The sequence below is a fragment of the Flavobacterium sp. GL_143 genome, assembly GCF_057834355.1.
This window is the reverse complement of sequence record NZ_CM174401.1, coordinates 5,619,113-5,644,539: the sequence shown is the minus strand read 5'-3', so window position 1 is coordinate 5,644,539 and position 25,427 is coordinate 5,619,113. Positions and strand designations below refer to the sequence as shown.

At 30.8% G+C, this 25,427-nt stretch carries 18 protein-coding genes; 9 read left to right on the top strand and 9 right to left on the bottom strand.

Going from position 1 to position 25,427, the window contains the following annotated elements; genetic code table 11:
* Positions 1 to 29: 29 nt before the first annotated feature.
* The 3 genes from AC3IPI_RS23790 to AC3IPI_RS23780 form a co-directional block, all read right to left on the bottom strand.
* Positions 30 to 251, bottom strand: coding sequence for a DUF2795 domain-containing protein (locus AC3IPI_RS23790; RefSeq protein WP_007138072.1), 222 nt, complete (start codon positions 249 to 251; stop codon positions 30 to 32).
* Positions 252 to 556: 305 nt separating this feature from the next.
* The gene (locus AC3IPI_RS23785) at positions 557 to 1,126 is read right to left on the bottom strand and encodes a cob(I)yrinic acid a,c-diamide adenosyltransferase (RefSeq protein ID WP_039111244.1); all 570 of its coding nucleotides are present in this window, start codon (positions 1,124 to 1,126) and stop codon (positions 557 to 559) included.
* Between the two features lie 88 nt (positions 1,127 to 1,214).
* Positions 1,215 to 1,907 carry an ABC transporter ATP-binding protein gene (locus AC3IPI_RS23780; protein WP_039111242.1) on the bottom strand — a complete coding sequence of 231 codons (693 nt, stop codon included), beginning with the start codon at positions 1,905 to 1,907 and terminating at the stop codon, positions 1,215 to 1,217.
* Between the two features lie 325 nt (positions 1,908 to 2,232).
* On the opposite strand from AC3IPI_RS23780, the gene AC3IPI_RS23775 reads away from it, so the two are divergent.
* Positions 2,233 to 2,883: a DUF6565 domain-containing protein gene (locus AC3IPI_RS23775; protein WP_039111574.1), complete on the top strand. Its 651-nt coding sequence runs from the start codon at positions 2,233 to 2,235 to the stop codon at positions 2,881 to 2,883.
* Positions 2,884 to 2,964: 81 nt separating this feature from the next.
* On the opposite strand, the gene AC3IPI_RS23770 is transcribed toward AC3IPI_RS23775, so the two are convergent.
* Entirely contained in the window at positions 2,965 to 3,744 is a 780-nt protein-coding gene (locus AC3IPI_RS23770; protein WP_489156250.1) for an O-methyltransferase, read from the bottom strand.
* A gap of 203 nt (positions 3,745 to 3,947) precedes the next feature.
* Between AC3IPI_RS23770 and AC3IPI_RS23765 the strand changes: the two genes are divergently transcribed.
* Positions 3,948 to 5,498 (top strand): SDR family NAD(P)-dependent oxidoreductase, encoded by a 1,551-nt coding sequence (locus tag AC3IPI_RS23765; protein WP_489159253.1) that lies wholly within the window; start codon positions 3,948 to 3,950, stop codon positions 5,496 to 5,498.
* Between the two features lie 123 nt (positions 5,499 to 5,621).
* Here AC3IPI_RS23765 and AC3IPI_RS23760 read toward each other — a convergent pair whose 3' ends face one another.
* The 4 genes from AC3IPI_RS23760 to AC3IPI_RS23745 all read right to left on the bottom strand — a co-directional run bounded on the left by AC3IPI_RS23760 (position 5,622) and on the right by AC3IPI_RS23745 (position 9,851).
* On the bottom strand, positions 5,622 to 6,068 hold the full coding sequence (locus AC3IPI_RS23760) for a GNAT family N-acetyltransferase (RefSeq protein WP_489156248.1): 447 nt from the start codon (positions 6,066 to 6,068) through the stop codon (positions 5,622 to 5,624).
* 138 nt (positions 6,069 to 6,206) lie between these two features.
* Positions 6,207 to 6,677 (bottom strand): FKBP-type peptidyl-prolyl cis-trans isomerase, encoded by a 471-nt coding sequence (locus tag AC3IPI_RS23755; protein WP_039117681.1) that lies wholly within the window; start codon positions 6,675 to 6,677, stop codon positions 6,207 to 6,209.
* 58 nt (positions 6,678 to 6,735) lie between these two features.
* A complete protein-coding gene (locus AC3IPI_RS23750; RefSeq protein ID WP_489156246.1) occupies positions 6,736 to 7,740 on the bottom strand; it encodes a hypothetical protein in 1,005 nt (334 codons plus the stop codon).
* Between the two features lie 248 nt (positions 7,741 to 7,988).
* Positions 7,989 to 9,851, bottom strand: a complete 1,863-nt coding sequence (locus AC3IPI_RS23745; protein WP_039111235.1) for an ABC-F family ATP-binding cassette domain-containing protein — start codon at positions 9,849 to 9,851, stop codon at positions 7,989 to 7,991.
* 309 nt (positions 9,852 to 10,160) lie between these two features.
* Here AC3IPI_RS23745 and AC3IPI_RS23740 point away from each other — a divergent pair, with 309 nt between their 5' ends.
* Positions 10,161 to 10,835 (top strand): caspase family protein, encoded by a 675-nt coding sequence (locus tag AC3IPI_RS23740; protein WP_489156245.1) that lies wholly within the window; start codon positions 10,161 to 10,163, stop codon positions 10,833 to 10,835.
* A gap of 12 nt (positions 10,836 to 10,847) precedes the next feature.
* Positions 10,848 to 12,260 (top strand): hypothetical protein, encoded by a 1,413-nt coding sequence (locus tag AC3IPI_RS23735; RefSeq protein ID WP_489156244.1) that lies wholly within the window; start codon positions 10,848 to 10,850, stop codon positions 12,258 to 12,260.
* Positions 12,261 to 12,327: 67 nt separating this feature from the next.
* Here the strand turns inward: AC3IPI_RS23735 and AC3IPI_RS23730 are convergent, their stop codons facing one another.
* Positions 12,328 to 12,495: a MerR family transcriptional regulator gene (locus tag AC3IPI_RS23730; RefSeq protein WP_489156242.1), complete on the bottom strand. Its 168-nt coding sequence runs from the start codon at positions 12,493 to 12,495 to the stop codon at positions 12,328 to 12,330.
* 278 nt (positions 12,496 to 12,773) lie between these two features.
* Here AC3IPI_RS23730 and AC3IPI_RS23725 point away from each other — a divergent pair, with 278 nt between their 5' ends.
* The 5 genes from AC3IPI_RS23725 to drmB are packed head-to-tail and all read left to right on the top strand — an operon-like array spanning position 12,774 to position 25,311.
* A complete protein-coding gene (locus AC3IPI_RS23725; RefSeq protein ID WP_489156240.1) occupies positions 12,774 to 14,498 on the top strand; it encodes a DNA cytosine methyltransferase in 1,725 nt (574 codons plus the stop codon).
* A gap of 5 nt (positions 14,499 to 14,503) precedes the next feature.
* Positions 14,504 to 16,237 (top strand): nuclease-related domain-containing DEAD/DEAH box helicase, encoded by a 1,734-nt coding sequence (locus AC3IPI_RS23720; protein WP_489156238.1) that lies wholly within the window; start codon positions 14,504 to 14,506, stop codon positions 16,235 to 16,237.
* Entirely contained in the window at positions 16,237 to 18,702 is a 2,466-nt protein-coding gene (locus AC3IPI_RS23715; RefSeq protein ID WP_489156236.1) for a hypothetical protein, read from the top strand. Before AC3IPI_RS23720 ends, AC3IPI_RS23715 begins: the two co-directional genes overlap by 1 nt.
* Entirely contained in the window at positions 18,695 to 22,993 is a 4,299-nt protein-coding gene (locus AC3IPI_RS23710; RefSeq protein ID WP_489156234.1) for a helicase-related protein, read from the top strand. The genes AC3IPI_RS23715 and AC3IPI_RS23710 overlap by 8 nt, the downstream gene beginning before the upstream one ends.
* Before the next feature lie 2 nt (positions 22,994 to 22,995).
* Positions 22,996 to 25,311, top strand: a complete 2,316-nt coding sequence (drmB, locus tag AC3IPI_RS23705; RefSeq protein WP_489156232.1) for a DrmB family protein — start codon at positions 22,996 to 22,998, stop codon at positions 25,309 to 25,311.
* The last annotated feature ends 116 nt before the right edge of the window (positions 25,312 to 25,427 follow it).

Genomic DNA, 25,427 nt, shown 5'->3' with positions numbered 1-25,427 from the left:
TTTTGAGACTTTTTCTTTGGGGTTACTTTTTAATATTCATCCTCGTTCCAAAGATAATCTTCGTCTGTTGGATAATCCGGCCATATTTCTTCCATTGATTCATATATCTCACCCTCGTCTTCAATTGACTGCAGGTTTTCTACTACTTCTAATGGAGCTCCTGCTCTAATAGCGTAGTCTATAAGTTCGTCTTTGTTAGCAGGCCACGGTGCATCACTTAAATATGATGCTAATTCTAATGTCCAATACATGTTTTGTCAATTTAGTTTGTGCAAAAATAATTTTTTTACTGAGAAAGACAAGTAAAAAACGATTTATTTTAGTAAAATTTAAGAACGTCTCTTGTTAAAATCCAATATTTAAATTCCAAATCCCAAAAAGGGAAGGTAAAATCGCAATATTTTGAATTTTTAAACCCCAAAAATTAAATTAAAAATTCCAAAAGGAATCTAAAAATTCCAATATTTTGGAACTTTATATATGATTTAAATTCGCATAATTTTTAAATTATTTCTTTGGAATTTGGGATTTTAAAAAATTGGAATTTTAAGAAAGTTTACTTTCTCGGAATCCATTTCACTTCATCCGCTTTTAAGTCAGAAGACAACTTTCGTGCCAAGACAAAAAGGTAGTCAGAAAGTCGGTTTAAGTACTGTATTGCTATTTCCGGAACAGTCTCATTATGACTTAAATGTACTGCCAATCGTTCGGCACGACGACAAACGCAACGCGCGATGTGACAATATGACACGGTTTGATGTCCGCCTGGTAAAACAAAGTGGGTCATTTGCGGGAGCGATTCTTCCATGGTATCGATTTCATTTTCAAGCAATTCGATATCCGAAGGTACAATACCAAGATTTTTAAGACGTAATTCTCCGTTTTTTAGTACTTCTTTTTCTACCGGAGTGGCTAGAATTGCACCTACGGTAAATAAGCGGTCTTGAATTTCGATTAAAATGTTCTTATAATGCGCATTCATTTCCTGATCACGTATGAGACCTATATATGAGTTAAGTTCATCAACGGTTCCGTAACTGTCAATACGGATATGGTCTTTAGGAACGCGGGTTCCGCCAAAAAGTGCGGTAGTTCCTTTGTCTCCTGTTTTTGTATATACTTTCATTATTTTTAGGTACTGAGTTTCTAAGATTCTGAGATACTAAGTTTTTACTTTTTATTCGATTAAACAATTAACCAAATAAACAGTTAAACTATTTTTTAATAGTCGCGTCGCTTTCAACAACACCATCGCGCAAACGAATGATGCGGTGTGCATAGGCAGCAATATCCTCTTCGTGGGTAACCAGAATTACAGTATTTCCCTGTGCATGGATATCATCAAAAAGTTTCATGATTTCTACAGAGGTTTTACTATCTAAATTTCCGGTTGGTTCATCGGCAAGAATAATAGATGGTTTGTTAACCAATGCTCTTGCAATTGCTACACGTTGTCGTTGTCCTCCCGAAAGCTGATTCGGCTGATGGTCCATTCTATCGGCAAGATTTACTTGTTTTAATACTTGGGTAGCACGAACAACTCGTTCGGATTTAGAGTAGCCAGCATAAATCATAGGTAAGGCAACATTGTCTAGTGCAGTAGTTCTTGGTAAAAGGTTGAAAGTTTGGAAAACAAATCCAATTTCTTTATTTCTAATTTCTGCCAATTCATCATCTTTCATCTGGCTTACATCTTTTCCGTTAAGGATATAAGTTCCAGAAGTTGGAGTGTCTAAACATCCCAATAAGTTCATTAATGTTGATTTTCCTGAACCCGATGGTCCCATTAAAGCAACATATTCCCCTTTATTTATTTCTAAATCAATTCCTTTTAAGACATAAACAATTTCGTTTCCAAGTACAAAATTTCGTTTAATATTAGTGATTTTAATTAATGGATTTGCCATTGGAGTTTATGATTGTTGTCCCGAAGTTTCGGGATAAATTTTAGATTTTAAAAGTACAAAACGCTTTTGAATTAATCATAAGTAGTTTAAAATACATTTTTGTTACACTTGTTTATTGTTTGCAAGGTAACAGGATTGTCTTTTTTGAGTCTAAACTACAAAGCGGATAAAGTGTTTTATATAATTACTTTTTAAATTTACATAATTATCATATTTGTTTAGTTTTTGTAATTTTAATTTAATGAAATTCATAATATTTTGATAAATATTTAATTTTATTTAAAAAATGTGTTACATTTGGCAGATAACATTAACAATTGAGATTATGAAAAATACACAATTATTATTCGGAATAGCATTTGTTGCGATGGGATTTGTTTCATGTAAAGATGAAAAAGCAGCACAAGCAGAAAAAACTATTGATACCTATGTAGCGTATGTAGATTCAATAAAAAATGTAACTGTAGAAAATGCTAAAACCAATTGGAACACAATTGAAGACAAGTATAAAATAGAATCTGAGAAAGCAGAATTGGCTTTGGCAGACATCAAAGAAAATGCAAAAGCTCAGGAAAGAATTGAAGCTAGTAAAGCTAAATATGAGGCTTTTAAAGCAGAACTTACCGCCCTTACTGCCCCAAATCCAAAACAAAAAATGCGTGATGCTTTATTTGGAGAAGGAAAAATAGGAAATGACATGAATTTTGATTGGGTAAATGCCAAAAATATTCTTAGTGTTTATCAGCAATTTGTAGATACTGCCCAAAAGAATAAAGACAGTTATTCCCGAGAAGACTGGGATGAAGTTAAAATGATGTACGAAGCACTAGATAGTCGTAAAAATACTGTTGAAAAAGAAGGGCTTACGGCTGAAGATAATAGAAAAATTGCTGGGTTGAAATTGAAGTTTGCACCAATGTATACATTAAATAGAATGGGAGCAAAATCTGAAGAAACCGCTGAAGCGAAAAAGTAAGTTAATTGAGTATTTTATATTAGAATTAGGTTGAATTTTGAATTTTGAATGAAATGGCAGTCAGGAATGATTGCCATTTTTTTATGCCCTGATAATAAAATGTTCTTTTTCTTGTTCGCGTCTAAAAAATACGAATCCCCATTGAAACGTATCGATGGTAACTTTTACTCTTGGATGATCTTTTATAATTCCCCAAGCTTCTTCCATTTCTGGAGACCAATGTATGTCATCAAAAATCCAAACGGTATCATTAGTAATTGTTGGAAGTAAAAAATCAAAATAATCTAAAGTTGCTTTTTTAGAATGATTGCCATCAAAATAAACTAATTGATAATTAGTAGTTGATAATTGATAATTGTTCAGATAACTTTCAAATTCTGTTACAACCGATTCTACATTATTACAATTAAATTGTTGCAACCCGTTTCTGGCTACCAATGCTGTTGCAAAGCAACCTTCGAGTGTTGTAACTTTTGCTTTTGGAGCGCCTAAGGCTAGGGCAGAGGTTGCTAATCCTAAAGAAGTTCCTATTTCCAGAATAGTGTCAGGTTTAAAATAGGCTGTAATTCGGAATAGTAATTCGGCTCTTTTAGGTGAAATTCCAGCTGTTTTGGCAATCTTAGAGATTTGTCTGGTATTACTTTTAAAAACTCTGGAACCAGCGCCAAAGTCAGTCACTTCAAGCGTATTTTTATTTTGTAAAAAGGATTTGCGATAATTTTTAAGAATCGCATATTCGGGTTTTGTTTTTCTGTCATAAAAACATTTAGTCAATAAATTAAACACAAAAGGCGAATGCACAGCATGTTCATTTTTGGAATTCCAAAGGAATTTAAGGTATGATTTTATTTGAAATAACATAAGGGGTTTTGCAAAGTAGGTGCGAAGATACAAAAAAGTCGAAAGTCTAAAAGTCAAAGGTCATAAAGTTAGAAGTGAAAGGGGAGAAGTTGGAAATAAAAAGAGGAGACTTTATGACTTTCAAACTTTCGACTTTCAGACTATAAAAAGCCTATATTTGCGCACTTTTAAAATTGAGCTAATAGTAATACGCATTTTTTATGATGACGAAGGAAGAAATAGAAATTAAGAATACAATAACTTCGGAAGAAATAGACCGATGCATTGCTGTTTTGGCACAATTAAATACTGATACAGATCAAATATTTGATATCCCTAAAGAGCAAAGAATTTCTTTGCTTAAAGAAGCAGGTATGTTTTCCAGACCAGACAGAGGTGAGTTCTCCCGACGAATTAAAGACGGGAAGGAAGCTGCCAAACGTAAAAAGGAAAAGAAAGATAAAACGGCTCGTAAAGAAACCGGAATTCGTCATGCTCGTGAAGCGAGTATATTTGTTGCGCCAAAATTATTGGCTTATAATGATCTTGCTCATAAGGAACAATTGGAACTAGAAACGCCTAGAAATTGTTATGTATGTAAAACGGGGTTTACCAAGATGCACCATTTTTACGATACTATGTGTACCGATTGTGGCGATTTTAATTATGCCAAACGTTTCCAAACGGCAGATGTAAAAGGGCAAGTAGCTGTTATAACGGGCTCTCGTTTAAAAATTGGGTATCATATTACTTTGATGCTTTTGCGTGGTGGAGCAACTGTTATTGCAACAACCCGTTTCCCTGTAGATTCTGCCCTGCGATTTTCTAAAGAAGAAGATTTCATGGAATGGGGACATCGCTTAAAAATTCACGGATTAGATTTACGACATATTCCTAGTGTGGAGATTTTCTGTAATTTTATTGAGCAAAAGTACGAACGATTAGATATTCTTATCAATAATGCTGCGCAAACAGTGAGACGTCCGGCTGGATTTTATACACATTTAATGGAAAATGAAGAGCGTGCAATAAGTTCTTTGCCTAAACAAGCACAAGAATTATTGCTAGATCATACTAATTGTTTGGATGAATTGAAGGTATTGACTTCTGGAGCTTCTTCTAACCAGAATATGCCTGTAACCTGGCACGGACCTGAACCAGGTATTGGTTTACGTGCTTCGGCTAAATTATCTCAGATTCCTTATTCTTTTGATAATGCGCTTGTAGCAAATGAAGTTTTTCCGGAAGGGGAACTCGATGCTGATTTACAACAAGTAGATTTACGAAAAACAAATAGCTGGCGTTTAAGATTAGGACAAATAGAAACGACCGAGATGATCGAGGTTCAATTGGTGAATTCTGTTGCGCCTTTTGTTTTATGCAATCGCCTTTCGGAAGTAATGAAGAAAGATAATACGGGTAAAAAACACATTATAAATGTTTCGGCTATGGAAGGGAAGTTTCATCGCTTTTTTAAAGAAGACCGTCACCCGCATACCAATATGGCAAAAGCGGCCTTGAATATGTTAACGCATACCTCATCGGGAACATTGGCAAAACATGGTATTTTTATGAACGCTGTTGATACTGGTTGGGTAACCGACGAAGATCCTGCCGAATTAGCCAAAAAGAAACAAGAACTAGAAGATTTTCAGCCACCGCTTGATATTGTTGATGGTGCGGCACGTGTAATGGATCCTTTATTCGACGGAATCAATACAGGAAAACACTGGTGCGGAAAATTCTTAAAAGATTATAATCCGATTCCTTGGTAGAATTAGTTTTCAGTCTCGGTCACAGTCTCAGTTTTTTACTTCATAATGAAAAAGCCACAACAGAATTAAATTTTGTTGTGGCTTTTTTGCTTGAATAGATGATGCTCTCTAAATTACAATTTGTTATTTCTTGATTTCCAGTTTCATTTTTAAAATAGGATACTCTTTTCCTTCATCATCTTTGTCGGTTCTGTCGTATGGTAGAAAACCAAATTTGGAATAAAAATTAATCGCATTATGATTTTGCTCGTTAACATCCACTTTGTTAACATCAAGTTCATTGATAGCAAAATTCATCAATGTTTTGCCAAAACCTTTTCCTATATGTTCTGGAGCTAAAAATAACATCTCGATTTTATTCTCTGCAATACCAATAAAGCCAAGAACTGTATCAGCTTCTGTTAGACAAAATACGGGGAAAGAGTTAAAATCGATAGATGATACGATTTTTTTGTAATAATCAATATCAGATGGAACTAGGAAATCATGTGTGGCACGAACGGAATTTTCCCAAACAAGAATCATCTGTTCTTTAAATTTATCATTGTAAGGTTGTATTTCAGTCTTCATTTTATGTTTTTAGAATAGTTGTTTTATAAAATAAAACCACAACAGAATTAGATCTTTGTTGTGGTTTTGTTATTTAATTAAAGCTAGGCTTTTAGTATTTTTTTTCAGAGTTTAATAAATAAACAGTGAAGCAGTAACTTAGTTTATTGAAATTAATTTAATGTCAAAAATAAGTACAGAACCACCTGGGATAGAACTATAATCATTGTCTCCGTATCCTAAATGGGCAGGAACGATAAGTGTACCGCTACCTCCAGTTTTAAAATAAGGAATACCTTCTGTCCATCCTTTTATAACTTGATCTAAGCCAAAAGAAATTCCAGCGCTACTTTCGTCAAATACTTTTCCATCGATAAATGAGCCTTTATATGCTACAGTTACATTAGAGGTTGGGGTTGGCTGTGCTCCAGTTCCAGGTTCGTTAATTACATAATACAAACCAGATTCAGTTCTATGTGCATCCAATTTATTTTTAGCTACATAATCTTTGATTTGTTGCTCATTTTTGGCAACATTGTCAACAACAACATCAGTATTTTCTGTTTTTTTGTTTTTAGCACAAGAGATAAAAAGTGTTAAGGCTAATAATGCAGGTATAAGGTGTTTCATGGATTGTGTTTTTTTAAGGTGTAAAGATAACAAAATTTAGATGTTTTATTTTTTTGACTTATTTACAAATAATGTATTCATAATATGGTCTAGCTCCCATAGGCAGAACTATGAATGTACCTTTGTTAGACAATGTCATCGTAAAATAATTATCATATTCTTCATTTGTAACTGCATTATGGAATATGATTTTTCGTGTTTTTAATTTTTTAGATTGTATTTCTATGTCTCCAATTTCATAATTTTTAAAGACGAAAGGTTTATCTTTAAAGTCCCAGTAGGTAAATTCATTTTTACTAAAATCCAAATAGGACTCATTTTGGGAATCACAGAATTTCTGATGTTCTGCAATGTAGTTTTCGATATCTTTTTTGGAATCAAAAGGGATGAAAGCTGTATTAGGGTCACTATAGGCAACGTCATCTGTGTAATCATAAGACAATCCTACTAGCTTTTTCTTCTCTTTTGTAATTGCAAAATAAAAATTATAAATTCGTTTTCCCTCTACATCCATAGCTAATGCTCTGTAATTGCATTTATCTTCCAAAGCATGATGAGACTTAAAAACGCTATCCGAAAGGTTTACATAACCATTGTCAAAATCGGAAAGCTTGAACTTGTTTACATATTTTTCATAAAAAAAGCCTGTTTTTTCAAATTGGGTATCTCCTAAATATGTTGGGAATTTTTCAGAAGAAATGTTTGTATGGATTTTAGATTCAAACCATTCTATGTAATCCATTTTAGTGGTAAAAATTATTATAGGATATGGTCCGTCATATAGAAATTCGACTAGACCATCTTTTTTATCAATGAACTTATTTATCTCTTTTTCTTTATTGCTATTAAATGCTTTTATGAAGTCTTGAAAAAAGATATTTAATTCTGTTTCTGGTATTTCTTCAGGAGTTGTACTTATTTCTTTCGGAGTATTTGGTTGTGTTGTATTTGAGATAGTTTTTTTAGACGAATCACTTTTGATTAAAAAAAATAACAGAACAATGACTGCTAACGCAAAACCTATAATTATAGTTAATTTTAAAATCTTATTTTTTGATTCCATTTTTATATTATAAAGTGTTGTTAATCCTTGTTTAAGGCATTGGTATTTTGTTTTTACTTTTGCTAAAATAGGAATTTACTATTGTAAATAATTAAAAACGACTTTTGTTTTTTAGCATTATTTCTTGTTAATTTCTATTGGCTTTGAGCCAAAAAAAGAACCTCAATATTTTTAGTGTTTTTTACTAAAAAAATATTGAGGTTGTATAATATAAAATCTTGCTTTATTCCCCTTCGGGGTTAAGGAAATTACCCTTCAATCTTAGCAGAAAGTTCAAACCAGCGTTCTTCTTTTTGATCTATTTTATTAATGATGTTTTGCAACTCATTAGCTTTTTTCTCAATATCAGCGTCAGCTACTTTTCCGTCAGAGAACAATTGTTCAATTTTAGTTTTATCTATCTCTAAGTCTTTGATTTCTCTTTCTAGTTTTTGATATTCCTTTTGCTCATTAAAAGTTAGGTTTCCAGTAGGATTGTTTTGTTTCCAATCTTTCTTATCGGCTTTGTTTTCTTCTTTTTGAGCTACATCGGCACTATCTTCATACGCTCTAAAATCGGAGTAGTTTCCTGGGAAATCCTCAACAACACCTTGTCCTCTAAAAATGAATAAGTGATCTACAATTTTATCCATAAAGTATCTATCGTGAGAAACTACTAATAAACATCCAGGATAATCCAAAAGGAAACTCTCAAGAACGTTTAATGTTACGATATCCAAATCGTTTGTAGGTTCATCCAGAATAAGGAAGTTAGGATTCTGAATTAAAACAGTACATAAATACAAACGTTTTAATTCTCCACCACTTAATCTATCTACGAAATCATATTGTTTTTTTGCATCAAAAAGGAAACGCTCCAATAATTGCGAAGCCGAAATAATCTTACCTTTCATCAACGGAATGTATTCTCCGTATTCCTTAATAACATCGATAACACGTTGTCCTGGTTTTGGGTTGATTCCGCTTTGCGTATAATATCCAATCTTAATTGTTTCTCCAACAACAACTTTTCCAGAATCTAATGGAAGTGTTCCTGTCAATAAATTAAGGAAAGTCGATTTTCCAGTTCCGTTTTTACCAATAATTCCGATACGTTCTCCACGTTGGAAGTCGAAACTGAAATTATCTAAAATAACGTGATCCTTGAATTTTTTAGAAATTTTGTGAAGCTCGATGATCTTGCTTCCCATACGTTCCATATTAATTTCAAGCTCGACTTTGTTTTCGCGACGGCGACTTTGTGCTTTTTCTTTAATTACATAAAAGTCATCCTGACGAGATTTAGATTTTGTCGTTCTCGCTTTTGGCTGGCGACGCATCCATTCTAATTCTTTTACAAATAAGTTTTGGGCTTTATCTACACTTGAGTTTTCAGAAGCAATTCGTTCTTCTTTTTTCTCTAAGTAATAAGAGTAATTTCCTTTGTATTGGTATAATTTTCCGTTGTCTAATTCTATGATTTCATTACAAACACGCTCTAAGAAGAAACGGTCGTGTGTTACCATGAATAAGGTAATGTTTTCTTTAGCAAAATAACTCTCTAACCATTCGATCATTTCAAGATCTAAGTGATTGGTAGGCTCATCCAGAATTAATAAATCAGGACGGTTGATAAGAATAATGGCTAATGACAAACGTTTTTTCTGACCTCCAGAAAGACTTTTTACTTTTAGTTTAAAGTTTTCTAGTTTTAGTTTAAACAGAATTTGTTTGTATTGTGTTTCGAAATCCCACGCATTATGTTGGTCCATTCCGTCAAAAGCTTTTTGATATGCTTCTTCGTCTTCTGGATTTTCTAATGCTTTTTCGTAAGCTTCAATAACTTTTAAGGTTTCATTATCCGAAGCAAATATGCTTTCTTCGATAGTTAGTTCCTCTTGCAAATTGTTGTTTTGCGAAAGAAAAGCCATTCTGATTCCTTTTCTTAAAACTACCTGACCTGTATCTGGTTCTTCTAAACCATTGATAATACTCATGATAGTTGTTTTTCCAGAGCCATTTTTGGCAATGAAAGCAATTTTTTGATCCTTATTGATTCCAAAAGAAATGTTGTCAAATAAGGTTCTTTCGCCAAATGACTTGGATATATTTTCTACAGATAAGTAATTCATGGTGTTCTAGTGCTTTATGTCAAGCTTTTATGTTTGCTAAAATTATGAGGTCTCTAATTGAGTCTCTAATTTTAAATAGGAGTCAAAAACGACGGTGCAAAGATAGCTTTTTGAAGCAAACAAAAAAAGGCAATGAATGTTATCTACTTTGATTTAAATTTCCGAAATATGAAGAAATGGAAAATAAATGTAGATAAGAGAAATAAATATTACATGTGAAAAACAGGTAGTTTTACCTATACTATGGCTAATTCAATTAGTTACATTTGATAACGAGTTAAATGCTTTAGCTAATTAATATAATTTGTTATGTATTTGGATAAAATTGCGATTCTCTCCAGTGTTCGTTTTACCAGAATTCCGGGTTTTGATAATTCAGCAACACAAGGGGCTGATCAAATTTGCCTCGATTTGGCAAATGAGTTATCTTACGCATTTAATAATATACAACTTATTCAAAATTATACGACAAAAGAGAGGGTTTTAAATTCTTTAAAAGATGCAGCGAAAACATTGCGTCCTGGGGGATTATGCCTTTTTTACTTTCATGGACATGGAATAAGTCTTCCAAATCAATTTGATGCTGATAATGAATTAATGGATCAGGCGTTGGTATGTTACGATGGATTAATTTTTGATGACGAATTAGATCAAATACTCCGTACTTTTCACCCATCTCAAAGAATATTCACAATTATTGATAGTTGTAACTCAGAAACTATTGTTGAGTGGAACTATGAAAATACTATAGATTATCCACAAATAATACATTTAGCAGCTGCTGCAGATAATGAAATAGCACTAGCTACTGGGCTAGGAGGCTTAATGTCTTCAAAGATTCTAAATAGTATTTACGGATATGGCTATAGCAATTATACATTTTTAAGTTTTTGTAAACGAATTAAAGAATTAAATAACTCCACGGTTTTTCGATTTACAAAAGACATTAGTTCAACTTACTTAAATAGTAAATTATTCACCTAACCATCTAAATATATGAAGAAAATCTTTCTCCCATTAATTCTTGTTTCGATGATAATATTATCATGTGGAAAAAAAATGCTAGTTCAGGATAGTAAGGAAGTAGTGCCTGAAAAGTACAATAGCTTAATTACTTACAACCTCCCCAAAACACTTTTAAAAATTAAAATTCCAATTGAAATTTCGTCATTTAAAAAAGGATTAATCGATACAGTTTCTTCAGAAGAGCAGAAGATAATGAAAGATTTTGTTTTTGAAAATTATGGTTGGTTATCTTTAAAAATACCCAAAACAGACAAAATTTTTAGTATTGGAGATAAAATACAATTTATCCCAATTACAATACCCGATCCTTCAAAACAATTTACTATTTCTTACAGTGGTTCAAAAGCACTATCCAATTCGATGGGTATCACATTAAATAAGGATGGTATTATATCATCAGGTGAATTTGCGCAAGAGGATAAAACTTTTGAATATGTTACTAAAGGTCTTGAAGCGACAGCATCAATCGCTGGTAAATTTTTTGGTTTAGGCTCTACACAACAGGATTTATCTCAAATACAGAAACATACAGATTTTTCGACTCATTATAATAGATTTGTAAATCTTACCAAAGAGCTTAACTCTTTAAATCAAAGTAAAAGTGATCTTATAAAAAGTGCAACTAATGCTGTGCCAACAATAGATCCTACTAAATATAGGCTTGATCTTATTGATAAAAGAATAACCCAGATTAAAGATGAAATAATGGGCACAAATAAAAAAACAATTATCAATATTAGTCTAGTTTATGAGCCAGGCAAAACAATTTCAAAACCAAGAATATTACTGAAAATTGACCAAGAAAAAGGCTATATAATTGAAGGAGCGCAAGAAATTCCACTTTTGGAAGGTGCCTTACCAGAAAAAACAGATGGAAAATTTAAAAATCTTAGCATCTATATTGAAGAAGTTTATAAATCACAAAAAATTAAAAACGAATTTAAAACGACCGCTGAGTATGGAAAACATTTTTTAGTATATAATCTACCTGCAAAGTATAGTGTCCAGTTACTTTTTAACGGTAAAGCTTTAAAATCTTACGCTAATGCAGACGACGAAAAAGGCACTGATATTTATGAGATTTACTTTCCCCAAAAAGGAACAATGGGAGCAATGCCATTCGATTTTAAGGATTCAAAAGTTGTTTTTTATGAAGATATTGGCGCAATTAAAGAAATTAAATATGTAACTAATGCAACATTAAATAGTACAAGTATTAATCAAGGAAGTGCAGCTTTAGATTCGATTGTTTCTTTAAGAAATAAATATAAAGAAAGTAAAAAAGAAGAAGTTGCTATTGTAGAAGAAACGAAAGAGCAAGTAATTAGATTAATTATTGAACAAGCACAGCCTGTGGTAAATCCTATACCGCCGACAAATTAAATCATATTTTAATGTGTTTTTTTTAAAATTATGCAAATGATATGAAAAAAAAAGGATAGCCAGATAGCTATCCTTTTGACTGAATTTTCAATAATTCACTAACCTTGTATCTTTTTCTATTACTTAATGGTCTATATGCTTTAATTTTTCCAATATTTTCATACTTTCCCATTGTAGTTTGGCTTTTTATTCCTAAAATTTCCATTGCTTCTTTTGTACCCACATATTCGTTCATAAAAAATATTTTAACACAAGTGATTTTTTTATCCTCGTGATAATTGTATCCAAATTGGCAATATTAGTTTAGTGAAATTTTATTTTATTTAAAAAAAATATTAAACTTCAAATTATAGTATTATGGAAAACCGTAAAATCATAAATTTATTTATTAATATTTTTGAAGAGTAAATAATTGAAAATAGGAATAATTCGGATTATAAGATGTATATCTTTAAACACAGTTTATTTTATATAGATTTACGGTATAAAAAACACTATTAAAAAATAAAAAACTTGAGCGAAAAAATAATTGAAAATAGCTTATCTGTCGTGGATTTTTTTTGTGGAGCCGGTGGTTTTTCTGAAGGTTTTAGACAAATGGGATTCGAAATAACACATGGATATGATCACTGGAAGCCTGCCATCGATACGTATAATCATAATTTTAATTTAAATTGTGGAATTAAAAATATTTTGGAGTTTAAAAATTCTATTATTGAAATTAATAATATTCCAGATACTGACGTAATCATAGGGAGTCCTCCATGCGTAAGCTTTTCAAGTTCAAATAAATCTGGGAATGCAGATAAATCACTTGGAGTTGAGTTAACAGAAACATTTTTAAGAATTGTAGCTGTTAAAAAACATCAACCTAATTCTATCTTAAAAGCTTGGTATATGGAGAATGTTGTAAATTCAAAAAGATATTTGCAAACTTCATATACTTTTAAAGATTTACATCTAACAGATTGGGCGATTGAATATAGAATTAGTCCAAATCGAATAGCGATTGACTTATTAGAAAATAGTGCCATTATTAATTCTGCTGATTATGGTTCTATCCAAGCAAGAAAAAGGGTTATTTCTGGGGAAATAATTAAAAGGAGAAAATTAATTATCCCTCCTGTTTCTCATGAAGATAAGAAATTACAAGGGAAATTATCACCATACAACACTATAAAATTAATCAAATCGAATTTTCCTTCACCCTTTGAAAAGAAAAGTAAAGCTGTAGTTAAAGATATTCAATATTCAATTGAAATAGAGCAAAGTAAATTGACTGATCATTTTTATGATACTGGGGTGTATGAAAGTGAATGGAAATCTTCAAAGCACTTTAAAACAAATCATCCTTTTATGGGAAAAATGTCATTTCCGGAAAATGAAGACAAACCTAGTAGAACAATTACAGCTACAAAAATTTCAAATTCTAGAGAATCGATAATTTATATCTCGGAGATTAAAAGAAAAGGAGATGGAGAGTATCGATCTCCTACGGTTCGTGAAGCTGCTGTTATAATGGGATTTCCAATAACATATCAATTTATTGGTTCTTCTGAGGGCGCAAAATGGAGATTAGTTGGTAATGCTGTATGTTGCTCTGTAAGTCGTGCATTTGCTAAAATCACTTTAGATCAGCTAAAGATTAAAAATGATGCTAGACTGTTAGTTTGTGAGGAGCCAAAACTTACTGGTGTTAATGATTTGAATAATTATGTTTTAAAGAATTTTAACAACCCACCGATTAAAAATAAAGGATGTAGATTTAGGAGACATCCAATTAAAGATGGTAATTTGACAGTGACACTATCAAATTACGATATTGAAAGCAATTCCAAAGCAAATGGTAAATGGATAACTTCAATACAATATGGTACAGGTGAAGGATTTCCTATTCAAAAAGTTAGTGATGGTCATTATACTGATTTAGAAACATTAATATCAAAATCTGAAAAAGGAAAAAAATTTATCAAAATTATAAATAATGGGTTTTCTGAAAAAATTGCCAAGGGTAAACAGCTTCAGGAAATGTTTGAAGTTCAAAAGTCATTTGATGCTTTCCTGGAACCAACTAAGTTAATTGAAGAAGTTAAAAGAATTATTGATGAAATTGGACCAGATCAGGAACATTTTATACAAAATGAACTTGTAATATTTAAAAATAAACAAATCATTCCTACCAGGCAGTTATATGCATTATACGCAATTAACAAAATATCAACAATTGCAAATTCTTAATAAAAATGCCAGTAAAATTTTATCCAAATAATCCACTAAATGCCTTAGAATCTATAATTGTTAAGGAAGACGGATCACCTTTACATGGTGAAATCGATGTCTACAGAAAGCTAGCACAGGATCTGGATAAAAGCAATTTAGATTGGGATGTTTGGCATGACTTGAAATTACCTGAGCATTCAGACAGTTTTAATTACTATAAAAAGACAAGTTCACAAATAGATTTTTTGATTGTATGTAAACACGGGGTACTAGTTTTAGAAGTAAAAGGAGGGTCAATTTCAACCCAAGGAAATGCCTTTTATTATGGAAAAAATTTTGATACGCCGATGAAACAGAATCCTTTTAAGCAAGTTGAAGGATATAAATATACATTAAAAGATAATTTTTTAAATAATATAAAAGGCTGCTTCTTTTGTGAAGCGGTAGTTTTTCCTCATGTTGATTATCCATTTGATTCTAAGCTGATAGATACTAATTTACTTTGGACAAAGTATAAATCCGCTAGTTTCAGTGATTCAATAGAGAAGTTTTTATTAAATGTTTTTGAGTATACCAAAAATAAGCATAAAAGGCATTTTAGAAGTTATAATGATTTGTTGATAAAAGAATGTACAACAATAAAAAAAATTCTAAGTCCAATAATTGGAGATAAAAACAAATATAATACAATTGATACTTTATCATGGTTAGGTGTTCAAAATATTGAAATTTTAGATGGATTATATAAAAATCCTAGAATTATGTTAGAAGGTCCACCAGGATCAGGGAAAACAACAATTGCAAAAGCTTTTATTGATAAGCAACATAATAAAAAAGGAATTTATCTATGTTGGAATAATCTTTTAATGCATTATACTAAATCAGTATTCTTAGAAAGACAATCTTCCAGTGATATTGAAGTAACGACTTTTTTTAAATTTTTTCAAAAACTTAATCCATCGTTGAAATATGAAGACTTAAGTAAATTGGATGAAGAAGGTTTTTACTGTTTGGTTCGAGACTCCATTTCGAGAATTGATAGTGAAAAAACATATGATTTTATTGTTATCGATGAGGCGCAAGACTTATTTGACAGAGGTTTAGATTTATTTATTAATAAATTTTCAGGTTCTCAGGGTAAGGGGCTTTTAAATGGTAATTCTTTAATCATTTATGATATTGATCAAAGTTATTCATTGAGTAATAGAAGTGTTTTAGAAATAGCTGATTTAATGGCGGAATACTATTCTCATTATAAAATTAATGAGGTAAAAAGAAGTGCTCAAAATCCAGATATTAGAAAATTATCTGCTGAAATTTTGGAGGATCCTGATGTGCTCCTAGCTCAGGAATTTAGTATCTATTATTCCCAAGTGAAAATTGTAAAACATAATTCACTGCAAGAGGTAAAAAAGCATATTGTAAGTAATGTTTTAACTCCTATTAGAGAAAGTAATTCTTCCCTAATAGGACAAGATTGCATTCTTCTAATTGAGTCTACATTTCTAAAAGGAAGTTATAACGGAGATGAAGATATGAGAGAGTTATTAGTTATTAAAGATGTAGAGGAATTAACAGAGTCAAATGTAGGTCATACAGCAAATAAGTTAAGATATTCTTCAATCCTTAAGTTTAAGGGGCTCGAAAAGAAAAATGTATTTTTAATTATATCAAATCCCAGTGATTTAAATAAATACGAAATTTTTGTTGGAATCACGAGAGCAATGTTGAATTTGGAAATAAATATTGTTTTTTAATGGAATTGATTTATAATCATATTAATAACTATTTAGATTCTTTTTTGAAAGAGCCGGACTTTCAATTTAAAAGGGTAATTGACAATTTACACAATGATTTAAAATTGGAATTTTTACCGGTTTTGGAATATCTAAATGAACTATTAAAAGTTTATCCAAATATTAATGAGAAGATAGATGTTTTTCATTTACATTTTGAAAATAATTTTAATAATAATGTCAAAGAGCTTATAGCAGAATTTTTAATAGTGAAATTGTATTATGATTGTGTTGAAACAGATTTAGGAATTCAAACTGAATGCAATTTAGTACTGGCTGAAACTATTGAAAATTTAACAAAAAAGGTTAATTCAAGTTTATACTTCCCTGGTGGTATAACAAAACAAACAGAAAACAAAATTCGTCTTGAACGTAAATCTAAAAAATCCCTTCTTGCATTTTATAATAAGCTAGATAGTAATTTAAATATAATCCCAAAAAATTTATTCAATTTACAAGTAGTTTTAAATAATAATTTAAAAATATTATTTGAGTCACGACCTTTTGCAATTAAATTGGGAGACTACAATCTTAGCTATAATGTAATTAATACAAATAAATCTTTGTATGAGATTGATGAGTTTCAGAGTGAAATTATAGATAATTTACAATCTATAATACTTTTTGATTGCGGGAGAAAATCTGAAATGACGACATACTCATTTGAAGAAATACAAAAATGGAATAATGAATTTGGTACCAATTTTAGAAAATATTTGGTATTAACATTTGGCAAAGAAATTAAATCGCTTAACAATTCCCGAAGTAAAATAGAAGCGACAAAGGAGAAATTTAAAATTCCAAATAAGTCATCTTATACGATTTTTGCTTCCGAAATAGACTTTCTTTTGAATCGGAAAAAAGGAGGGAAAATTTCTAATAAATTTATAGGCCCTAAAAATTGCATTTTTTGGGATAATTTTTTGATGCAAACTAATGTTCTGGAATTATATGAACTTAGGTCAATAAAATTAATGAACATATATTCAATGTGTTTAAACGAAGAAATTAAAAATTATATTTTAGAGGATTTATTTTCAAATTCTGAGAGTTCAGAACTTATTAAAACTAAGCATGCCATACTTGAATTAAGAGAAGAAGATATTAGTCAGTTAAAAGATGCTCTTGCTGCTGTTTTAAGTTTAATTATTGATTTAGATTTTAAAACATTGATTAGTAAACATACAAACTATAAAACAGCTCTTGTTCTTGATGAGTCAATAATAAATAATCAGAGTATAAAGTCAAAAATTAATGCTGTTCTTTTCCCCTTAGGAGATACAAATAGGTTAATTTCTTGGTCAAACATTGACACATTTAAAAGTAATCCCTTACTAATACTCACCTATCGAGATCAGGGAAAATTTCCAAATTATTTTTATCCAAATATAGTTGAACCTGTGGGAGAGAATTATTTTTCAGTTTCTTCTATTAATTTAAGATTCTTTTTTGAACACCAGTATAATTGGGCAAAATACAATTTATATATTGATTTTCATTCACTTGGTGAGCATGTTGTTAGACTTGATTTTTTTCAATGGGAGTTATTAAAGTCATCCATTAAGAAAATGATTCCAGAATCTAAATTGACAATAGACTGGAATTTAGAATTTGAATATTCATATTCAGAAAACAGAGATTTATATAAGTTGAAATTAAAAAATCATAAAGCCAGATCGTTTAATGGTTCTGATTTATTTATATTTAAGGATTCACTAAGTAACAATTATAAAGTAATTAAAATATGTGATTTATTTACTTTTGAAATAACCGGTGAAAAATATTTTATTCAAAATCTTGATGATATTCAAGAAGATATTAATATTTATGAAAAAATTGTAGATATAAAGCAACAAGAAGATGAGTTAAAGGTCATTAGAAATCAGTTCAAAATAGAAAATGATGAAACTGGGAGATTATGGAAAATATTATTAAAACGTAAGGCTGAGACCAAGGGTGAAGAAAACTTTTATAACGAACTCAAGGCATATTTAGAAAGCAAGAAACTTAAAATTGTTTCTTCATTTCATTTTAAGAATAGCTGGATTAACCCACTTAGTGAATCTATTGCACCTCTTAACAAAAAAGTGTTTGTAGCGGTATGTGAATATCTTCAAATTCCCAAAATATATTTTGCAATAATTCAAAGAATAAAAAATACTTCAAAGCAATCAAGTCGTCAAAGTACAAGGCAAATGAATCAATTATTAAAAGATTTATTTAATGATGGCTGCTTTGATAGCGAGTTAAATACTAGAGATATTATAACAAATAGACTGTCGTTTTATAAGAAAAACCATCCTCTTGATGAACTGGGAATTGATGAGAATTATCTTCTTGATAGTTTGGTTACGTTAACAGAATTAATCCAGCCAGAATTAAAGCTTTTAGAAGTTGAATCTATTGAAAAAATAAATAATGAGTAAAAAAATACTAGATAAAAGAAATTCACTTGAAAGATTTATCAGGGAACAAACATTAGGACCAGGAATTAATGGTTATCGATATGTTGATTTGGAAGATGAATCTTTGGTAACTAAGAATCTTAGAACTGAACCAGCTATTGATTACTCTGCAGAAATTTTAGATATAGTGCCCGCCGCAATTTATAGCACTGGTATTTTATTTCCAGAAGATGCAAGTGGAAGTTGTATTGAAGGATTGGTGTTAGATAATAATGATCAAATCGAAAAAAAAGATGGTGAAGAAGGTGAAGATTTTCAAAATAAAAGTGAAGATGATTTTGATAATACTGATACTGTAGAATTAAATCAAATATTTCCAAGAACAATGGGTTTAACGTGTTGTCTTGACGAAAAATATTTGGATGAAGGAACTATAGAGTTTAAAGTAAAGCTACGATACTACAAGAAATTAAAACAAGATAAGGAGGGGAAGTTTAATGAAAGGATTGGTCTTTTGTGCGAAGTTAATAATTATAATTTTAGTGATTTTTTAAATCAAAATCATTTATTGGATTTTTCATTGCGAGTTATAAACCAGAACGCTTTTGTACTTCTTGCTAAATTAAAACAAGAAGAAATAACCAGTTTAAAAACAAGAATAAAGGAAATACAAAAACAGCACGCCGAAAGGTTATTTGATAAAATGTGTGGAATTATTTCAATTCCTAAACTTACTAAGGCTTCTTGTTATTTGAGTAACTTAAAATCATCATTGTATTACGAGTTAAAGAACGAAATTACCGATGAAGATATTAGGTTTAAGATATATGAAATAACTCAAGAAATAGAATTAATTGAAAGTATAACCGACCACTTGAGAAATTTACTAGACGTTAATTCTGGAGGCTATGGTTTGTGGCAAGCTGAATTAGTAGAAAGAACAATAAGAGTTGAAGATTTTTCATTTCCAAAATCTCAAAAAAAGAAGCTGATTTTGTATGCTGGAAATAGTGAAAAGATAACTATATTTCATAATAATGGTATTGAAACAAAAGGCTTAAAGGATTTATTTAGATTTGATTTGGACGAACAAGCAAAGGATTATGCTTCTATTTCCGCAAATGCTCAATTAAGTCGAGATTCAAGGAAAGCCAATAATAAAATCTTTTTAAAAATACAGCTTGTAAATACCAGTGCAGCATTTATAAAATCAAATGAAGATAGTAGATATTATTCAACATTCAATGAATTAGTAAATCAAAAAGCTTTTTTTGGTGTAAATATATCAGTTACAAATAAATTTATTGTTCCCTATAGTGATTGTGAGTACACTTTAAAAAATAATGAGTTCAATGAAGATACAACTACACAATTTATTTATGACCAATTCAAGGATTATGCTGTAGGACACGGATGTTCTGTAAAATGGGAAATTAAAGAATTTAAAAGAACCGTTGAAACGGAATATTTACCAAGTTGTGAAACACCAGATATCGATCCTGTTCCCAGAAATAAAAATAGCACTCCGGTTTTTAACAAAAAAGACAATTTTTTTGAACCACCTATTTTTTCGGAAAACACCAAAAGTCAAGAGTTTAAGTGGTTGTCTGTATTCTCGCACGCAGATGATACTGAAATTTTAAAAGGATTGACAGATTTTGTTGACTCATATGGAAATTGGATTTTAACCAAAAGAAAGGACGAAAAATATAAAGATAAATATGCAGAGATTGCTAAGCAAGAATTAGATAAATGCGAAAGTGATTATTTGAGAATGAAAACCAATATCCGAAATTTTCTTTCAGGAAATAAAAACCGGGATAATTTATTGTCTTTTCGTTTAATGAATGGCGCTATGTTCATGCAATTATGGCATTCAATTGAAGTAAAAAATGGTACAATAGCTAATTATTTTCAAGAAGAAACATTCTCAACATTTGATTTAAAATTTTATGAAAAAAGCGCTGATGATAAACTATTCTCTAAAACCGAATCAGCTACATGGAGAGCATTTCAGCTAGCGTTTATTATTTTGAACTTAGATGGCATATTCAAAGATGAGCATGATATTGTATGGGATAAAAGAAATAATTGGGTTGATTTAGTGTGGTTTCCAACTGGAGGTGGTAAAACAGAAGCATATTTAGGATTGATTGCTTTAACAATAATTAATAGACGCAGAATATTCAGAGAAAGAGGAGGGGGAACTGCAGCTATAATGAGATATACTCTTCGATTGCTTACCATGCAGCAATTTCAGCGTGCTACTTTAGTAATAATGGCTCTGGAACTAATTAGGAGATGGGATAAGTATGATTTAGGTGAAGAACCAATTAATATAGGTTTATGGGTTGGTAATGACTCCTTACCAAACAAATTAATGCATAAGTATACCGATAGAAATAAAGATTCATTATTGAATGAATTTCAGAAATTAAATGAAGGAAGAGAAAATAAAATACCTTTAAATAATTGCCCATGGTGCGGTTCCAAAATTATAGGTGAAACGGAAATTGATAAAACGAATTTAGTATTTCAGCAAAACAGATTGCATTTGAAATGCTCAAATACTGCAAAATGTTCCTTTTCTTTTGGAACTGGCAGGTCTTCGCATAAGAAACCATATCAAGGTCCTATTCCGGTATGTTTGTCTGACGAGATAATCTACCAGCATCCGCCAGCTTTATTATTTGGGACTGTGGACAAATTTGCTCAATTAGCTCATAAAGTTAGTGCGACAGACAATGGTCGAAAGGCAGATTCAAGAAGAATTTTTGGAAGAGGAAATTGGGAAATAGGAAAACCAAATAAAGGTTATCTTCCTCCGGATTTAATAATTCAAGATGAATTACATCTTCTTTTAGGACCACTAGGTTCAGCAGTAGCATTATTCGAGTCTGCTGTTAATCAGTTATGTACTAGAGAAGACGGAACAAGACCTAAAATTATTTCATCTACGGCAACAACAAGAAATACTCAACTGCAAATAATGGCATTATTTGATAGAAATGTCAATTTGTTCCCAAAGCCCGGTGTCGAATGTGATGATTCTTTCTTTGCATTTTATAGAAGAAAGTATTCTGACGATTTGCAGAAAGATGAAGAATATTTGTCTAATAGAAAATACATTGGTGTTTTACCTACTGGTAGAACTCAAATATGGATGCAAATGAGGTTATCAGCTATTATTATGACTCACCGCGCAATTTTCGAATTACAAGAGTTGGATGATAACAGTCCTATTAATTTTAAAAAATATAATGATTTTGAAAAAGCAATGGACTACTACCATACTGCCATATCTTATTTTAACAGTTTGAAAGAAGTAGGTAAAACTCAATCACAAGTGCAATCATATATACTTAAAGAGCTAAGAAGGGTCTTTTCAAGAGTTATAAGACCACAAAAATTAATTCATTCGTTATATACGTACGGGCCAATTAAAGAAGCTGAATTGACAGGACGACTTTCTGGTGAAGATGTAAAAAATGAACTAAGGAATGTTGAAACGAAATGGAAATCGGAACTTAGGTTTGCTAATTTACAAAATAATGAAACTATAAAAGGAACAATACCTCCAGAGTTTGTTGTTGCCACAAATATGATTTCTGTTGGAATTGATGTCTCTAGATTTAATACTATCATAATGAATTCGATGCCAAGAAATACAGCGGAATACATTCAAGCAAGTAGTCGTGTTGCAAGGAATAGCTATGGTTTAGTTTTGACTGTACACCATCCATTTAGAGCAAGAGACATATCACATTACGAGAAGTTTATTGAATTTCATGAAAAGATGTATAGCTACGTTGAACCAATTTCTATAACACCTTTTACCCAAAAAGCTGTAGAAAGATATATGGGACTTTATGTAGCTACAATGATCAGACATACTCAAAACCAGTTCGTTGAGCGTAGTTCAGCAGGCATAATATCTAGAATTAGTGAAGTTGAATTACAAGAGATAGTTGCAAGTATTACAAATTACTTTGATGAACGTAAATTGCGACTATCACAGCCAAATATTGAAAGAGTAGTAGCTAATTTATTAAAAGAAGAAAATATAAATCAAATAAAAAAATGGGTTATAGAAGCCTTTGATGATTGGATAAATTTAAAATATAATCTTGATTCATCAACAGACCTAGTTTTTAATAATAAAAAGAATTTACCAACTCAACAACGTAAACAGGAGCAATTATATGTTGATATTGAAGAATATGAAGCAAATATTCATAGTAAAAAATGGCAAGTTCCAATGTCACTTAGGGTAATAGCTCCAGAATCAGCCATTAAGATAAATGTATTATAATTATGAAAATACTAAAACAGAATCAATATAACCAAGGGATTGGTAAAAGTAAACTTCTTTCGTCTACTTCTGGAGTCGGAGCCATAATCACTACAAAATTGGGGTCATATGTTCTAATTTCAGACATCAATAAATGGAAGTTTATTATATGGGCGAATTCTAAAATAGAGAATGCTAGAAATATATATACTGAGGATAAAGTAATTTATAATTTAACTAAGCAAGAAATAATAAATAGAGGATTGGAATTTATAGACGATCAAAGATTTATTGATTTTATAAAACAGGAAAAAAATCTTCCAAATCTAATTTGCCTAATAGGAATACCCCACATGTCATTAAATGAAGTTTTTAATACTCCTAATTGGAATAACCATCCGATTAAAGATGCTTTAGAAAAGACTGGAGAAACTTCTGAAAATGTTGCTAATGATTACATGGTCGTAGGGACGTTATTTCCAAAATGGTTTAAGAATAAAAAAGGAGAAATAAAAAAAATATCTGATTGGAAAGAAATTTGGTTAAGCGTAGCGAAAAAAAACAACGGTATTCCTTCAATGTCAGATTTTGCACCTCCTCGTGATGGGAATGATTTAATAGACCAATTTATTAAAAAAAATTATGAAGGGCGGGAAGAGATTTATAAAGAATATCGCCCATTGGATCAAATTAACTTAATACTAATTTGCCCAAATGGTCATTTATCTGATATTCCCTTATCAAATTATTTACGTTGGAAAACCGAAAAATATCTCAATAAAAGACCAGATACTGATAAAGGTGAGGAATTATTGTCAATTCAGCAAAGTGGTTCGTGTTGCGGAAATGCAAAATTAGTGTGGACAGAAAGTAAAACTAAATCAGAGGGATACGGAAGTATTTTTATTCATTGTGAGAGCTGTGGCACTGGGGATGGAGGAAGAAAATTAGGAGTGAAAATGGGTGATTACAGTAATTTCCCAAAAATAAATTTTGAAGGTATTAATAGTTTACAACCTTTATGCACAGGTCAAAAACCGTGGGAGATAGATTTAAGTAACCCTGACTTAATCCCTTTTGAAAAATGCGAGAAGAGAGCAAATAGTTGTAATAAGTGTGGTAAAAATCATCATCAAGAGCATATGCAAGTTGCATTGGTAACAGCAAACAATGTTTATTATGCTAATGGATTTTCAAGTTTGTATATTCCTATGCACTTAGCGGCTAATAAATCAGGAGAATTGATTGAGGCTTTACGAATATTAAATGAGAGGTATTTTAAACGAAATGCTAGCTCATCTATTTCGAAAAATGATTTTTGGGATAGCAAATTAGCTAATAATTTTGAAGATTTTATATTAGATAATAATTTGAAAATTGTCGATGATAATGATTTCAAAGGTAAATTAGAAAGTGATTTTTTAAACGTTGAATTAGATGATAGTAGCGATCCATATGAGGAATATAGGTGGCAAGAATACCAGTGCTTCTCTGGAAATTCAATGTTGACAGACATAGATAAAAATAAAGGACTAAGATTTACAGATATTCAATTACCCAACGAACTTCAGCAGTTTTTTAAAAAAATTCAACAAGTTGAAGAGTTAAAGGTTACAAATGTACAATTAGATTTTACTAGAGTTAAACCTAAAGAAAGAATTGTTATAGATGGAATAGTTCAGGAATCCGTTGGTGGTAAAAATATATTTTCAATAAATCCTGAAGAACTCTTTTTATTGCCAGCAAATGAGACATTAGGAGAAGGTATATTTTTTGAATTTTCAAATGAACAAATTGATAAATGGATTTCACAAGATAATCAATTTTTAGAAGAGCGTTTTTCAAAATATATTATACAATTACCAGAGCAAAACACTCAAGGTATTGCGTCAAAAATGAAACTATTTAATAATCAATATAAACAGTTTTTGATTCATTCATTTTCTCATTTAATGATGAGGGAATTAGAGTTTTCTTGTGGCTATCCGACCGCAAGTTTAAAAGAACGTCTTTATATATCTAGAAATCCAGAAAAGACAATGTCTGGAGTTTTAATATATACAGCAGAAGGTTCAGAGGGTAGCATGGGCGGACTCGTTTCACAAGGAGAACCAGAAAAAATATCAGAAATAATTGCGAGAGCATTAGAACGAGCAATAAATTGTTCCTCAGATCCATTATGTTGGGAATCAGAGGGACAAGGGGTTTTTGATTTGAATTTGGCAGCATGTTTTTCTTGCTCTCTTGTTGCTGAAACGGCATGTGAGGAAATGAATTTGGGTTTAGACAGAAGAATTTTGATTGATGAAGAATTTGGCTTTTTTCGAACCATCATTTAGTAAATGATGAAAAGGCACAATTCAGACGCTTATTAACTTAATTTCATAAAATGTTTTAAGATTTTATTTCCATCTAATTATATGTTGAGTCAACTTTTTAGTTTAGTCATCTATAA

Excerpts from the sequence above, each read along its gene's own strand:
- AC3IPI_RS23790 (WP_007138072.1), bottom strand. The coding sequence starts at position 251 with ATGTATTGGACATTAGAATTAGCATCATATTTAAGTGATGCACCGTGG.
- AC3IPI_RS23785 (WP_039111244.1), bottom strand. The coding sequence starts at position 1,126 with ATGAAAGTATATACAAAAACAGGAGACAAAGGAACTACCGCACTTTTT.
- AC3IPI_RS23780 (WP_039111242.1), bottom strand. The coding sequence starts at position 1,907 with ATGGCAAATCCATTAATTAAAATCACTAATATTAAACGAAATTTTGTA.
- AC3IPI_RS23775 (WP_039111574.1), top strand. The coding sequence starts at position 2,233 with ATGAAAAATACACAATTATTATTCGGAATAGCATTTGTTGCGATGGGA.
- AC3IPI_RS23770 (WP_489156250.1), bottom strand. The coding sequence starts at position 3,744 with ATGTTATTTCAAATAAAATCATACCTTAAATTCCTTTGGAATTCCAAA.
- AC3IPI_RS23765 (WP_489159253.1), top strand. The coding sequence starts at position 3,948 with ATGACGAAGGAAGAAATAGAAATTAAGAATACAATAACTTCGGAAGAA.
- AC3IPI_RS23760 (WP_489156248.1), bottom strand. The coding sequence starts at position 6,068 with ATGAAGACTGAAATACAACCTTACAATGATAAATTTAAAGAACAGATG.
- AC3IPI_RS23755 (WP_039117681.1), bottom strand. The coding sequence starts at position 6,677 with ATGAAACACCTTATACCTGCATTATTAGCCTTAACACTTTTTATCTCT.
- AC3IPI_RS23750 (WP_489156246.1), bottom strand. The coding sequence starts at position 7,740 with ATGGAATCAAAAAATAAGATTTTAAAATTAACTATAATTATAGGTTTT.
- AC3IPI_RS23745 (WP_039111235.1), bottom strand. The coding sequence starts at position 9,851 with ATGAATTACTTATCTGTAGAAAATATATCCAAGTCATTTGGCGAAAGA.
- AC3IPI_RS23740 (WP_489156245.1), top strand. The coding sequence starts at position 10,161 with ATGTATTTGGATAAAATTGCGATTCTCTCCAGTGTTCGTTTTACCAGA.
- AC3IPI_RS23735 (WP_489156244.1), top strand. The coding sequence starts at position 10,848 with ATGAAGAAAATCTTTCTCCCATTAATTCTTGTTTCGATGATAATATTA.
- AC3IPI_RS23730 (WP_489156242.1), bottom strand. The coding sequence starts at position 12,495 with ATGAACGAATATGTGGGTACAAAAGAAGCAATGGAAATTTTAGGAATA.
- AC3IPI_RS23720 (WP_489156238.1), top strand. The coding sequence starts at position 14,504 with ATGCCAGTAAAATTTTATCCAAATAATCCACTAAATGCCTTAGAATCT.
- AC3IPI_RS23715 (WP_489156236.1), top strand. The coding sequence starts at position 16,237 with ATGGAATTGATTTATAATCATATTAATAACTATTTAGATTCTTTTTTG.
- AC3IPI_RS23710 (WP_489156234.1), top strand. The coding sequence starts at position 18,695 with ATGAGTAAAAAAATACTAGATAAAAGAAATTCACTTGAAAGATTTATC.
- drmB (WP_489156232.1), top strand. The coding sequence starts at position 22,996 with ATGAAAATACTAAAACAGAATCAATATAACCAAGGGATTGGTAAAAGT.